The organism is Streptomyces sp. NPDC107575 (genome assembly GCF_055657265.1).
In genome coordinates this window covers 496,052-509,399 of record NZ_JBVKBG010000003.1, presented here as the reverse complement: position 1 = coordinate 509,399, position 13,348 = coordinate 496,052, and the positions used below count along the sequence as shown (strand labels likewise).

Below are 13,348 nucleotides of genomic sequence, written 5' to 3'. Positions count from 1 at the left end.
CGGAGGACGGTGCGGGTCGGCCTTCGGCGGGGGTGGTGTGCCTGCCCGGAGTGGGGCCGCGGAGCCGTGACCGTCGCCCCTGGTGGCGGAGGGAGCCGCATGTCTCCGTCCCGGGCGGAGGACGGCGCGGCGTGCCTGCCCCGGAGTGGGGCCACGGAGGCGTGATCGTCGCCCACGGGGGTGGAGAGCCCCGGGCGGAGGACGGTGCCGGTCGGCCCCCGGAGGGTGTGGCGCGCCCGCCCCCGGAGTTGGGCCACGGAGGCGGGCGCGGATCGGAGGGGTCAGGCGGCGTTGGTGAGTGGGGGTGTCGTGGGGGCGGGGATGCCGAGGTCCGTCAGGAGTGCGTGGGTTGCTCGGCGGGCCGAGTGGAGGGCGCCCTGGACCGAGCCGGCGTCCCGGTGGTCCCCGCACACGTACAGGCCGTCGAGGAGGCGGACCGGGCGGCGCGGGTCGTGCGGGGGTGGCATCGCGGGGACGGCGCGGGTGTCGTGGTGCACGGCCAGGGTCTCCCAGTCGGTGGTCGACGTGCCGTAGAGGGTGCCGAGTTGGGCGCGGAGTTCGCGGTCCGTGGGTGGTGGGCCGAGGACCGTCGAGGAGACCAGGGCGCGACCCGCCGGGGCTCTCGTGGGGTCCACCTGGCTGATCACCGACGTGTGCGCGACGGGGCCGAGGCGGTCCGCGTCGAGCAGCAGCGCGGGTTCGGCGAGCGGCGGCTCGGGCATGGCGTGGTGCACCACCGTGACCTCGTGGAAGGCGGGGACCCGCAGGCCGGGGAGGAGTTCCGCGGCCTCGTGCGCCCCGGTCGCCAACACCACGGCGCGGCACGGGAGTTGGCCGAGTTCGGTGGTCGTGACCGAGGTCGTGGCGACCGCCGTGGCCCGTACGCCGGTGTGCACCGTGCCGGGCGGCAGACCCGCCGCGAGCAGCTCGGGCAGCGCGTCGGCGCCGCCCTCCGGCACGGCGAGCCGGCCCGCGGCGTACGCGTGCAGCGCGAGGTCGGCGCACCGGCTGGAGGTGCCGAGGTCCGGGTCGCAGAGCAGGGCCGACAGTAGGGGGCGTACGAAACCGTGGAGGGTTGACGGTGGCAGGCCGCGGGTCAGGAGGGCCTGGGCGGCGGGGAGTTCGGGGCGGGCGAGGAGGTGGGAGGGGTTCGTCGCCGCGAGCCGGGACAGGGCCGCGCCCAGGCGTGCGTGGTCGAGCGGGCTGCCGAGGGTCGGGCGCGTTCCGCGCGGACTCCGGGGGGCGCTCGCCAAGGCGCGCGCCGTGCTGAGTGCGCCCCTTGTGCGCCGGGGGTCGGTGGGCTCGCCCGCCCGGTGGCGCAGCCCCTCGCTGTGCACGAGCGCGCCGGGGGAGAAGCGGCGCAGGGCGAGGCGGGCGAGGGCGGGGTCGCGGCGGAGTTCCGGGTACGAGGTGCACAGGGGGCGGCCGGTCCGGTCGAGGCGGAAACCGTCGACCTTCTCGGTGGACATCCGGCCGCCGATGCCGGTGGCGGCCTCCAGGACCAGCGGGCGCAGGCCCGCCCTGGTCAGGTGCCGGGCCGCCGCGAGTCCCGCGACCCCGGCGCCCACGACGACGATGGCTCCCGAACTTTCGTCTGCGCGATCGAGCACGGCGTGCCTCCGGCGGGTCGGGTGGCTGGCGTCCGGGGGCTCATGCCCTCAACGCGCCCTCGGGATACCTGAGTTCGGGGCCCAGGGAACTAGAGGGTAGGCGTGGCGCGGGCGCCGGGCAGTCGCGCGTGGGGGCGGCACGGGGGCACGCCGGTCGCACGGGCCCGCGCCTCCACCCGGGGCGCGTCCCACGGGTGTGCGCGACGACCCCGCCGTCAGCGCCCCCGTGGCCCCTGTCGCCCGCTAGGCGCCCGTCCCCGCCGCCAGGTGGCGCAGGCCCCGGATCGCCAGGGACGCGGGGGAGCCCGGGCCTGAGGTGTCGGCGTCCGTCGTGGCCCAGAGTTCCAGCGCCACCCGGATCGCGTCGGTCGCCGCGGCGGCCGTCAGGCGGGTCTCCAGGGGGTCCGCGTCGGGGCCCGCGAGCCGTGTCACCACCGCGAGCAGCTTCTCCTCCGACTCCTGGTTGACCCGGTACCAGACCGCGCGCAGCGCCGGGTCGTCCTGGGCCGCGCGCAGCAGCGTCCGCGTGCCCCGCAGCGCCTCCTCCGCCGCCTCGTCCGGGGGCGAGAGCGTCGCCGCCGCGGCCGACTCGAGGGCCTGCGGCAGCGGCGTGCCCGGCTCCGTCGCGGCCAGCAGTTCGCGCCAGCGGTCGCCGCCGGACGCGAGCAGCGGGCCCACGGCGTCCTGCTTGTTGCGGAAGTAGCGGTAGAAGGTGCGCAGCGCGACGCCGGCGCCGCGCGCGATCTCCTCGGCGGTGGTGGAGTCGGGGCCCTTCTCGGTGAACAGCTCCATCGCCGCGCGGGCGATGTCGAGCTGGGTCGCCGCCTTGCGGCGGTCGGTCAGCGAGGGCTGCGCAGGCGGCGAGGAGGGCGTTCTGGGCTCGTTCACCCGACGAAGCGTAGCCGCACCGGGAATGAAATGGCACGAAACGCCGTTATGGCAAAACGTGCCACCGAAGCGTACGGTGAGCAGCGTGCGAGGACGCACACAGGAACGAAGGAGTCGCCATGAACCGCCTGAATCGCTACGAAGGACGCCGTGCACTGGTCACCGGTGGCGGGTCCGGCATCGGCCAGGCCACCGTGCTGCGCATGCTGGCGGAGGGCGGCCGGGTCGTCGCCGCCGACGTCAGCGACGCCGGCCTCAAGGACACCGCGAGCAAGGCGGGCGCCGACGCCGAGCGCCTCACCACCGTCGTCGTGAACATCGCCGACGAGGCGTCCGTCCGCGAGGCCGTCGCCACCGCCGTACAGGCGCTCGGCGGGCTCGACGTGCTGGTCAACGCCGCCGGCATCCTGCGCTCCTCGCACACCGAGAAGACGACGCTCGCCGAGTTCAACCAGGTGCTCGCGGTCAACCTCACCGGCACCTTCCTGATGATCCGCGAGTCGATACCGAGCCTGCTTCAGGGCGAGGCCCCCGCCGTCGTCAACTTCAGCTCCACGTCCGCGATGTTCGCCCACCCGTACATGGCGGCGTACGCGGCGAGCAAGGGCGGCATCCAGTCCATGACGCACGCGCTGGCCGCCGAGTACAGCAAGCAGGGCATCCGGTTCACCGCCGTGCAGCCCGGCTCCATCGCGTCCGGCATGACCGACGGCTCGGGGGAGAGCAAGCAGAGCCAGGGCCCCGGCCTGCCCGAGGACACCGACTGGAGCCTGTTCGCGAAGCTGTCGCCCTCGCTGGGCGACGGGTTCGCAGGGCCCGAGGCCGTGGCCGGCGTCGTCGCGATGCTCGCCTCCGAGGACGGCAAGTTCATCACCGGTACGGAGATCCGTATCGACGGCGGCACCCACTACTGAGCCGCCGGGACCACCCTGAAGCGGTGCCGGTACGCCGTCGGTGTCGTGTCGAGCCGGCGGCGAAAGGCCCGCACCAGGGTGTCCGTCGTGCCGAAACCGCAGGTGGCGGCGACCCGGTCCAGCGTGTCGTCGGAGGATTCGAGCCGCTGGCGGGCCCGCTCGACGCGCGCCGACTCGACGTACGCGCTCGGGGTCGTGCCCAGTTCGGACTTGAAGATCCGGGTGAGCTGGCGCTCGCTGACATGGGCGTGCGCCGCGAGGTCCGCGACGGTGAGCGGTTCGCCGAGGTTCCGGGTGATGTGCTGGCGCAGGTCCTCCACGCGCCGGGTCGTGGAGGCCTGCGCCAGCGGCACGCTGAACTGGCTCTGGCCGCTCGGCCGCTTCAGGTACATCACCAGCTGCCGCGCCACCCGCAGCGCCGTCGGCTCGCCGAGGTCGTCCGCGACCAGGGCGAGCGACAGATCGAGGCAGGAGCTGATCCCTGCGCCCGTCCAGATGTCTCCCTCGCGGATGAAGATCGGGTCCGGGTCGACGTCGATCTCCGGGTGCTCGTCGGCCAGTTGACGCGCGGTCGACCAGTGGGTGGTGGCGCGCCGCCCGTCGAGCAGCCCGGCCGCCGCGAGCAGATGCGCCCCGACGCAGACCGACGCGACCCGGCGGGACCGCCCGGCGAGCGTCCGCACCCGGTCGACGACGGCGGGCTCCGCCAGGGCGCGCACCCCGCGCTCCGCGTCGGCCTCGACCGAGCCCGGCACCAGGAGCGTGTCGACGGCCAGGCGGGCCGCGTCGTCGAAGGTGACGTCGGGCAGGACGCGTACGCCCGCGGACGTGGTGACCGGAGCCAGGGTCTCGGCGGCGAGCAGCACCCGGTAACCGGTGTCGCCCTCGCGTCTGACCAGCGCGAACACCTCGGGCGGGCCCGTGACGTCGAGCGTGTCGACCCCGTCGAAGAGGACGATGACGACGAGCCGTTCGTCCGCGCTCACAGGGGCCCCTCTCGCGACGGCGTGTCCGAATCTGCATGTTAGCCGTCATTGCCGACACGGCGGCCCGCTCGTAGCGTTTCAGGCATGCCAACAACCACTCTGCGCACCCTCAACGGCCTCGACGAGACGCCCGCCTCGCTCGCCGGCGCGACGCTGATCCTGGTCGACTACCAGAACACCTACACCCGCGGCGTGATGGAGCTGGAGGGCTGGCGGACCGCCCTCGACAACGCCGCCGAGCTCCTCGGCCGCGCCCGCGCGGCGGGCTCGACGGTCGTGCACGTCCAGCACGACGGCGGCGAGGGCTCCGCCTACGACGTCCGCGCCGAGATCGGGCAGATCCACCCCGACGTCGCGCCCGTCGAGGGCGAGGCCGTCGTGGTCAAGCCCGCCCCGGACTCCTTCGTCGGCACCGACCTCGGCAAGATCGTCGACGCCGCGGGCCACAAGGACGTCGTCGTCATCGGGTTCATGTCGCACATGTGCGTGCAGTTCACGGCGCAGGGCGCGTTCCTGCGCGGCAACCGGCCGACCGTCGTCGCCGACGCCTGCGCCACGCGGCCCCTGACCTCGGTCGGCGGCGTCGAACTGCCCGCCGGGCAGGTGCACCTCGGGGCGATGGCGACGATCACCGATCTGTACGGGGTGGTCGTGCCGACGGGGTCCGCACTGTCCTAGGGTCCCTAGGACAGGACGAGCCGGCCCGTGTCCACCGGCGCCGTGGCCGAGGCCGCCCGCTGTGCGTCGGGGGACACCTCGTCCGCCGTCAGGACGTAGCCCGTCCCGTCGTCCGTCGTGGAGCGGGCGAACACCACGCCGTACACCTCGCCGTCCGTGTCGAGGAGCGGGCCGCCGGAGTTGCCGGGCAGGACCGTGGAGCGGATCGAGTAGATGTCGCGCGTGACGTTCCCGGAGCCGTAGATGTCCTGGCCCGCCGCCTTGATCGTGTCGTCGACGGTGGCGGCCTGGAGGTCGAGTCCGCCGTTCTGCGGGTAGCCCGCGACCACGGCGGCGTCACCGCGCCCGGCCGAGTCGTCGAAGCGCAGCGACGGGGCGTCGAGCCCGGGGACGTACAGGACCGCCACGTCCTTGTCGGGGTCGAAGAGGACGGTCCGCGCCTCGTACGCCTTGCCCGTGCCGCCCACCCGCACCGTCGGGTCGTCGATGCCCGCCACCACGTGCGCGTTGGTCATGACGTGCTCGGAGCTGTACACGAAGCCGCTGCCCTCGCGGCCCTGGGTGCCCGAGGCGCCCTCCACCTTGACGCTGCTGCGCTGCGCGGCGGCGGTCGCCCTCGCCGTCACGTTGTCCCCCGACGGCTTGGCCACCTTGGCGGGCGGCTCGCTCGCGAACGGGTCGAAGACCTGCGGGAAGCCCGCCGACGTGAGCGCGCCCGTGGCCTGCGAGAACCAGGACGGGGTCGTCGACGGCATGGTGTCCTGCACCGTGCCGAGCACCGAGGAGTTCCGGATCGCCTGGTTGAGGACCGTGGAGGAGGAGGCCACCAGGACGCTGCCCGCGACCCACGCCACCACCAGGACGGCCACCGCGCTCGCCGCGCCGCCGCCCACCCCGTCGGCCACGCGCAGCGGCCCCGGAGCGTGCGACATGCCGCCGCGCACCCGCGCCGCAAGCAGCCCCGCGAGCCCGTGCCCCGCGACCGCCGGGACGAGCACCGTGAGCACGGCGACGACCGTGGCCGACGTGGTGCCCGGCGTGACCGTCTCCATCAGGTACGGCAGCAGCCAGACACCGACGGCCGCACCGCCCACGAACCCGGCCAGCGAGACACAGCCCGCGAGCAGTCCGCGCCGGTAGCCGGACACGGCGTAGGCGAGGGCCACCACGAGCAGCAGCACGTCGAGTATGTGGAGGTCCATACCGGTAAGAAACGCCCAGCTGCCCCCGATGGTTCCGCCACCTGGCCCACTGTGGCTGACCGCACAGGGCGTGTCGGGCCCAGGGTGGGAGGCGTGCACGTCGTACGGAGAAGGTTGCGCTGGCTGCCCGGAGCCCTGGCCGTCGGGCTTCTCGTGCTGTGCGCGGCGACGGTCGAGCGGCCGGGGCCCGGGCGCTTCGCCGCCACGGCCCGCGGTGAACTGCCCGCCTCCGCGGTGCCGGCGGAGCGGGTCGCGACCGTGGGCGGCCGGGTACCGGCGGCGCGCCCCCGGATCGTGCCGCGCTCGCGGTGGCTCGCGGGCGCGGAGACGTACCACCGCGACCCGGTCCGCTACGGTGACCGCGTCCGGGCCGTCTTCCTGCATCACACCGACTCGCCGAACGACTACGACTGCGCGGACGCGCCGCGCATCATCCGCTATCTGTACGCGGGCCAGGCGGGCGGCGGCGCCTCCGGCGGCAAGGAGTGGGACGACATCGGCTACAACTTCCTCGTCGACCGCTGCGGAACGGTCTACGAGGGGCGCGCGGGCGGCGCGGCCCGGCCCGTGATCGGTGCCCACACGCAGGGCTTCAACCGGAACACGGCGGGGATCGCGGCGATCGGCACGTTCACCGAGGGCACCCCGGTGCCGAAGGCGATGACCGACGCGATCGCCGCCGTCTCCGCCTGGAAGCTCGGCCTGTCCGACATCGACCCGCGCTCCCAGGTGCGCCTGGTGTCCAGCAACGACCTGGCCCGCTACCGGACGGGCACGGCCCACAAGTTCTTCGCGATCTCCGGACACCGCGACGGCTACGAGACGTTCTGCCCCGGCCTCGCCCTGATGGGGAAGCTGCCCGAGATCAGGGAGCGGGCCGCGGCCCTCCAGAACCGCTAGGGCGTTACGCCGGCTTGAGCGTGCCGCCGCCCTCCAGCTGGTACTTCTTCCCGTGCAGGTCCGGGCTCGACGCCTTGTCGTACGTCACCGTGTGACCGTTGCCCACGATCACGTCGGAGACCTTCGCCCCGTCGGCCAGCGCGATGCTCTTGAGCCGCGAGTCCCCGGACACGGACCACTGCGTCCTCGGGCCGAGCGTCAGCGCCGCCGCGCCCACGATCTTTCCGTCCAGGTCGGTGGAGCCCTTCAGGTCGAGCGTCGCGGAGGAACCCTTCTCCACGGCCACGCTGCCCTTCAGCTTCTCGCCGTTCGCGGTGAACGCCGCCGTGCCCTTGTCGGCGACCCGCAGCAGCTTGCCGTCCTTCGTCTGCACGTCGGCGTCGCCGCCCAACTCGATGTCCGCGTCGGACCGCCGGACCGAGAAGATGTCGCCGTCGGAGGCCTGGACCGCCCCGCCGGTCATCCGGAACGAGGTGTCGCCGTCGCCGCGCAGCACGACACCGCCCGCCGCCGCGGACGCCCGGACGTCCTTCAGGGACAGCGAGCCCCCGGCCTCCACGGTGAACGCCTCCGAGTTGGCCAGGTCGAACAGCGTCTGCGACAGGGACACGTCGCCCGCCGTCTGCACGCCCGGCGAGCCGCAGCCCGCCGAGGTCATGGTGCCGCCGGACACCGTGATCTTCCCGCCGCCGGGCCCCACGGCCACCGGAGCCGCCTGCGCGGCCGCCGTGTCGATCTCCACGTACGTCAGGTCGAGCGCGCCGCCGTGCGCGGCCGCCACACCGTGCGAGGAGGCGCCGTGGGTACGGATGCCGGCCGAGCTGACCGTGGCCTTCGAGCCCTCGCCCGAGGCGAAGACCGCGATCGCGCCCTTGTTCTGGGTGGACATCCGGCCGCCGGACATCGTGAGCGCCCCGCCGTCGCGGGCGAGCGCGGCCGCGTTGAGACCGTGCCCGTCGGACGCGGTGACGGACGAGGTGCCGCCGTGCTTGATGAACTTCCCGTCGCGCGTCGACAGCTTCCCCGAACCGGACACCAGCAGCGCGGACTCGTCCGGCTCGGTGGTCTTGAACTCCTTCTTGGCCTTCGCCTTCACGGTCTTGTCGTCGACCGTGTACGCGGCCTTCGCGCGGGGCTTCGCGTCCGGGCCGTGGTCGTCGGCGGACCGGTCCGTCGCACAGCGGGCGCCGCTCGCCGTCGCGGCGGGTGAGGCCGTGGGCGGCGGATTGGTCGCTCCGTCGTCGTCGGAACAGGCGGACAACGCGCCGACGGCGAGCGGCAGCAGCAGTACGGAGGCGGCGGCCGCGCCTCGGCGGTGTCCCTTGCGGCGCGGGAGTCCCGGGTTCTTCATGCGCCTACGTTCACACCTCACGCCTCGCGAGGCACGTCCGGGGTCCGCGTGGCGTCAGGAGCGGACACGAGCGGGGCGAAGACGAGCAGGGTCAGATCGTCCCTGACGGTCCCCGCGAACCGGATGACGTCCCGCCACACTGCGTCCGTGAGCGCGGCCGGTTCCTCGCTCGCGAACTGCGGGAGCCGGTCGGCGAGCGGATAGAACTCGCCGTCCCGGTTCCGGGCCTCCGTCACCCCGTCCGAGGGCGCGATCAGCCGGTCGCCGGGCCGCAGTTCGACCGTGAGCCGCTTCGGTGGCGCGAGTTCGGCGAGGCCGAGGCCGAGCGGCGCGCCCGACGGCACGTCGAGGTCCGTCACCCGCCCGTCCCGCAGCAGCAGTGGGTGCGGGTGGCCGCAGCTGATGACGTGCACGACGGGGGCCTCGCCGGGGGAGGGGTCGGGGAATTCGAGCAGCACCGCCGTCGCGAACAGCTCCGCGTGCTCGTCCTCCGACGTGTCCACCACGAGCCGCCGGTCCAGCCGCGCCGCCACGCCCTCCAGGTCCGGCTGGTCGAGCACCGCCTCCCGGAACGCACCGAGCAGCCCCGCGACCGTGCCCACCGCCGACAGTCCGTGCCCCTGTACGTCGCCGACCACCGCCCGCACCCCGGCCGGGCCCCTGCGCACGTCGAAGAGGTCGCCGCCGACCAGGGCGCCGCGGTGCGCGGCCCGGTACAGGCCCGCGCAGCGCACGGCGCCGACCCGCTCGGGCAGCGGCGGAAGCACCGCGAACTGGGCGGCCTCCGCGACCGTGCGCACGGTGACCAGCTGCTCGTCCCTGCGGCTGCGCACCCAGGCGATGATCACGCTGAGCACGGCGACGAACGCCACGGTCAGCACGTCGCTGTTGCCCGGCCGCCCGAAACCGATGCGGGGCAGGTTCAGGAGCAGGACGACACAGCCGCCGAACAGCGCCGTGACCGCGGGGCCCCACGTCAGGGCGGCGAGCGGCGGGATCGCCCCGAGGAGGAACGCCAGCTCGAAGCGGTGGCGCGTGATCGCCTGCAGCGCGTACAGGGCCACGAGCAGCACGACGGGGAGCCAGCGCACCCAGCGCGGCGGCGGGGCCCCGCGCAGCCAGGCACGCTGGGACTCGTCCCTGCGGCGCGCCACGGGCCAGCTCATGCGGGCTACGGCTCCCTTCGCGCCGGAGGTGTCATCTCACCCTGCAACGAGTCGCGGCCCGTCGCACGCCGTACCCCGGGGGCTGACATGCGGGCGACCGTACGGCGGGCAGGATGGGCCCATGACACGTTTCGCGGTGGCGGGCGCCTCAGGACTCATCGGCTCAGCTCTGGTCCGGTCCCTGACGGACGACGGGCACGACGTATGCCGCCTGGTGCGGCGCGCCCCACGGGCGCCGGACGAGGCCCGCTGGGACCCGAAGGAGGGCTACGTCGACACGTCGCGGCTCGCCGGCTGCGAGGGGATCGTCAACCTCGCGGGGGCCGGGGTCGGCGACCACCGGTGGACGGCCGCGTACAAGCGGGAGATCCGCGACAGCCGGGTCCTCGGCACGCAGACGCTCGCGCGGGCCGCGGCCGGGCTCGACACGCCGCCGCGCGTCTTCCTCAACGGCAGCGCGGTCGGCTACTACGGCGACACGGGCACTCGCACCGTCGACGAGACGGCTCCGGCCGGGGACGGGTTCCTGCCGTCGGTGTGCGTCGAGTGGGAGGCCGCGGCGGCGCCCGCGCACCAGGCGGGGATCCGCACGGTGTTCGCGCGGACGGGGCTCGTCGTGGCGCGGGGCGGTGGCGCGTGGGGCAAGCTCTTTCCGCTGTTCAAGGCGGGGCTCGGCGGGCGGATGGGGGACGGGCGGCAGTACTGGTCGTTCATCGCGCTCGCCGATCATGTGGCGGCGCTGCGGCACCTGTTGGACGCGGGGGACGTGGCCGGGCCCGTGAACCTGACGGCGCCGCAGCCCGCGACGAACCGGGAGGTGACGGAGGCGATGGGGCGGGTGCTGCGGAGGCCCGCGGTGCTGCCGGTGCCGTCCTTCGCCCTGCGTGCGGTGCTGGGGGAGATGGCGGGGGACGTTCTCGGGTCGACGCGTGCGGTGCCTACGCGGTTGCTGGAGTCCGGGTTCGAGTTCGCCCACCCCGGGGTGGACCAGGCGATCCGGGCTGCGTGAGGCCCCGCGGTCCTACGCCTCGGGGCTCCGCCCCGGACCCCGCGCCTCAATCGCCGGCGGGGCTTGATCATGCCGACCGAGCCTTGGGCAATCTGCCGCCTTGGGCGGCAGGGTGGGCAAGGCGGCCCCCGGTGCCGCGCACCGATCACGACAGGGCCCGGCGGCGGTGCCGCAGTTACCCGAACCGCGCCGTCAGCCGGGGATACGTGCGGGCCATCACCCCGTCGTCCTCGAAGTCCAGAGGCGTGCCCTCTGGCTCCGGAGGCGCGGGGGTGAGGCCCAGGTCCGGGGCGACCACGCCCGTCAGTTGTTCGTACGCCTCGTCCGCCGCGTAGCCGATCTCCTCGCCGTCCCCGTCGGCCTCGTCGTCGAAGTCGTCGAGGAGCTCGGCCAGGGAGTCGGGGTCGTGCAGCGCGCCCTCGAACACCTCCCGGCCCTGGCCGATCAACCAGCACCGGAAGTAGTCGAACGCGTCGTCGCTCGCCCCGTCGAGCAGCACCCACGCCGCGCCCCAAAGGTCCCACCGGTACGCCCGGTTGTACCGGGACTCGAAGTGCCGGGCGAAGTCGAGCACGAAGTCCGGATCGGACCGCAGCAGCCGCTCGACGAGCAGCTCGGCGTGGTCCTCGGGGTCGCCGCCCGCGGCCTCACGCGTACTGTCCACGATCTCCCAGAACTCGGTCTCGTCCATCACGGGACCAGCATCGGCCCTGTACCGACGGGGCGCACGCCGAGCGCGGGAGCTGCTCCACTTCGTTATGCATGCACATGCCGAGGGCACGACCGGGTCGGCGCCCGACACCCCCGCCCCCGTCAGCCGTACCACCCCCGCATCCGCCGCGCGGCCAGCGCGAACCGCTCCCGCAGCGCCGCCGGAGCCACCACCTCCGCCTCCGGCCCGAGCGCCATGAGCTGCGTGTACGCCACGTCCTCCGACTCGACCGGCAGCGTCACCGTCACCCGCCCCTCCGCGTCCGCGTCCCCCGCGGACTCCAGGGCCTCGCGCGCGGACGCCGGATCCACGGCGTACGGCAGCTGACGTACCCCCGCGGGGGTGAGCCGGACGACGACCTCCGCCCGCAGCAGTGCCCGCGCGAACTGCGCCGCCCGCTCCTCCCAGAACGCCGGCAGGTCGAACGCGTCGTCCCCCTCGGCCCGCTCGAACCGCTCGTCGCCCGGTGTCACCGCCGTGAACCGGTCGACCCGATACACCCGGAACGTGTCGGCCCCGCGCACCGCGGCCGCCAGATACCAGACGCCCGCCTTGAGCACGAGCCCGTACGGCTCCAACTCCCGGTCCACCTCGGTCTCCTGGCGCCGGTACGCCACCCGGACCACCCGGTCCCCCCACACCGCCTCCGCGATCGCGGGCAGCAGCGCGGGCGTCTCCTGCTCCTTGAACCAGCCCGGCGCGTCCAGATGGAAGCGCTGCGCCGCCGTCCGCGGCGCGTCCCGCAGGGAAGGCAGCAGCGCCGCCGACACCTTCAGATGCGCCGCCGACGCCGCGTCCTCCAGGCCCATCTCGCGCAGCGCCCCCGGCACCCCCGAGAGGAACAGCGCCTCCGCCTCGCCGCGTGCGAGCCCCGTGAGGCGCGTGCGGTACCCGCCGATCAGCCGGTACCCACCGGCCCGCCCCCGGTCCGCGTACACCGGAACCCCGGCCTCCGACAGCGCCTGCGCGTCCCGCGTGACCGTCCGCTCGGAGACCTCCAGCTCGCGCGCCAGCTCGGCCGCGGTCATGGACGGCCGGGACTGGAGCAACAGCACCATCTTGATCAGGCGGGCAGCACGCATACGGCCATCATGAACCGCCCCACTGACAACGGACCCCGCTCAGGCCGCGAAGCGCATCACCGAGAACGCCGCGCCCTGCGGGTCCGCGAGCATCGCGAACCGGCCGGGCGGGATCGTCGTGGGCGCCACCAGGACCTGCCCGCTCAGCTCCGTGCAGCGCTCGGCCACCGCGTCCGGATCGTCCACGGCCACGTACAGATTCCAGTGCGAGGGCACCTCGGGCGGGAACTGTCCGGTCGACATGTCGACCATGCCGCCGAAGGGCTCGTCGGCGACGGACCACTCCGTGTAGCCCTCGTGCCGCTGGGCGCCCCAGCCGAGCACCGACTGGTAGAAGTCCACCGCGCCCGCCCCGTCCCGCGTGAGCAGCTCGAACCAGGTGAAGCTGCTCGGCACGTTCACCACCTCGAACCCGGCGTGCTCCTGCGGCTCCCACAGGCCGAACGCCGCGCCCGCCGGGTCCTGGCAGACCGCGAGCCTGCCCTCCTCCTCGACGCCGATCGGGCCCGAGACGACCCGGCCGTCGTTGCCGCGCACGCGCGCGGTGACCGCGTCGATGCCGCTGGACTGGAAGTACGGCAACCAGGCGGCGGGCTGCCCGGGGCGAAGGACCGGGCCGACCCCCGCCACCTTCGGCCCGTCCGGGCTGTCGAGCGAGAACCGGCCGTGCCCGCCCACCGTGGGGTCGTCGCTGGACCGCGTGCGCCAGCCGAACAGGGCCTCGTAGAAATACCGGGCCGCTTCCGGCTCCGTGGTGGACAGCTCGGCCCAGCACGGCGCGGAAGGGGTCTTGGAGATCTTCATCTGGAGGTACGCCTCCCAAGACGGCGAACGGACGCGAACGGGTCCC

Annotated in this window: 13 protein-coding genes; 4 read left to right on the top strand and 9 right to left on the bottom strand. The window is 74.2% G+C overall.

Going from position 1 to position 13,348, the window contains the following annotated elements:
- Positions 1-281: 281 nt before the first annotated feature.
- Complete coding sequence (locus tag ACZ7L4_RS15550; RefSeq protein WP_472102763.1) at positions 282-1,610, bottom strand: NAD(P)/FAD-dependent oxidoreductase; 1,329 nt, start codon at positions 1,608-1,610, stop codon at positions 282-284.
- 243 nt (positions 1,611-1,853) lie between these two features.
- Positions 1,854-2,498: a TetR family transcriptional regulator gene (locus ACZ7L4_RS15545; RefSeq protein WP_472102761.1), complete on the bottom strand. Its 645-nt coding sequence runs from the start codon at positions 2,496-2,498 to the stop codon at positions 1,854-1,856.
- 119 nt (positions 2,499-2,617) lie between these two features.
- On the opposite strand from ACZ7L4_RS15545, the gene ACZ7L4_RS15540 reads away from it, so the two are divergent.
- Positions 2,618-3,412: an SDR family NAD(P)-dependent oxidoreductase gene (locus tag ACZ7L4_RS15540; protein WP_472102759.1), complete on the top strand. Its 795-nt coding sequence runs from the start codon at positions 2,618-2,620 to the stop codon at positions 3,410-3,412.
- Here the strand turns inward: ACZ7L4_RS15540 and ACZ7L4_RS15535 are convergent.
- On the bottom strand, positions 3,406-4,398 hold the full coding sequence (locus tag ACZ7L4_RS15535) for a GlxA family transcriptional regulator (protein ID WP_472102757.1): 993 nt from the start codon (positions 4,396-4,398) through the stop codon (positions 3,406-3,408). The genes ACZ7L4_RS15540 and ACZ7L4_RS15535 overlap by 7 nt on opposite strands.
- Before the next feature lie 84 nt (positions 4,399-4,482).
- On the opposite strand from ACZ7L4_RS15535, the gene ACZ7L4_RS15530 reads away from it, so the two are divergent.
- Positions 4,483-5,076: a cysteine hydrolase family protein gene (locus ACZ7L4_RS15530; protein WP_472102755.1), complete on the top strand. Its 594-nt coding sequence runs from the start codon at positions 4,483-4,485 to the stop codon at positions 5,074-5,076.
- Between the two features lie 5 nt (positions 5,077-5,081).
- Here the strand turns inward: ACZ7L4_RS15530 and ACZ7L4_RS15525 are convergent, their stop codons facing one another.
- Positions 5,082-6,278: a MarP family serine protease gene (locus tag ACZ7L4_RS15525; RefSeq protein WP_472102753.1), complete on the bottom strand. Its 1,197-nt coding sequence runs from the start codon at positions 6,276-6,278 to the stop codon at positions 5,082-5,084.
- Between the two features lie 93 nt (positions 6,279-6,371).
- Here ACZ7L4_RS15525 and ACZ7L4_RS15520 point away from each other — a divergent pair, with 93 nt between their 5' ends.
- The gene (locus tag ACZ7L4_RS15520; protein WP_472102751.1) at positions 6,372-7,178 is read left to right on the top strand and encodes a peptidoglycan recognition protein family protein; all 807 of its coding nucleotides are present in this window, start codon (positions 6,372-6,374) and stop codon (positions 7,176-7,178) included.
- 4 nt (positions 7,179-7,182) lie between these two features.
- Here the strand turns inward: ACZ7L4_RS15520 and ACZ7L4_RS15515 are convergent, their stop codons facing one another.
- Together ACZ7L4_RS15515 and ACZ7L4_RS15510 are read right to left on the bottom strand one after the other, a co-directional pair.
- Positions 7,183-8,529: a hypothetical protein gene (locus ACZ7L4_RS15515; RefSeq protein WP_472102749.1), complete on the bottom strand. Its 1,347-nt coding sequence runs from the start codon at positions 8,527-8,529 to the stop codon at positions 7,183-7,185.
- 17 nt (positions 8,530-8,546) lie between these two features.
- Positions 8,547-9,695: a PP2C family protein-serine/threonine phosphatase gene (locus tag ACZ7L4_RS15510; protein ID WP_472102747.1), complete on the bottom strand. Its 1,149-nt coding sequence runs from the start codon at positions 9,693-9,695 to the stop codon at positions 8,547-8,549.
- Between the two features lie 121 nt (positions 9,696-9,816).
- Between ACZ7L4_RS15510 and ACZ7L4_RS15505 the strand changes: the two genes are divergently transcribed.
- Positions 9,817-10,704: a TIGR01777 family oxidoreductase gene (locus tag ACZ7L4_RS15505; RefSeq protein WP_472102745.1), complete on the top strand. Its 888-nt coding sequence runs from the start codon at positions 9,817-9,819 to the stop codon at positions 10,702-10,704.
- A 175-nt stretch (positions 10,705-10,879) separates the two neighbouring features.
- Here ACZ7L4_RS15505 and ACZ7L4_RS15500 read toward each other — a convergent pair whose 3' ends face one another.
- The 3 genes from ACZ7L4_RS15500 to ACZ7L4_RS15490 form a co-directional block, all read right to left on the bottom strand.
- Entirely contained in the window at positions 10,880-11,395 is a 516-nt protein-coding gene (locus ACZ7L4_RS15500) for a DUF4240 domain-containing protein (RefSeq protein ID WP_472102743.1), read from the bottom strand.
- Positions 11,396-11,517: 122 nt separating this feature from the next.
- Positions 11,518-12,498 (bottom strand): helix-turn-helix transcriptional regulator, encoded by a 981-nt coding sequence (locus ACZ7L4_RS15495; RefSeq protein ID WP_472102741.1) that lies wholly within the window; start codon positions 12,496-12,498, stop codon positions 11,518-11,520.
- Between the two features lie 39 nt (positions 12,499-12,537).
- A complete protein-coding gene (locus tag ACZ7L4_RS15490; protein WP_472102739.1) occupies positions 12,538-13,302 on the bottom strand; it encodes a VOC family protein in 765 nt (254 codons plus the stop codon).
- Between the last annotated feature and the right edge of the window lie 46 nt (positions 13,303-13,348).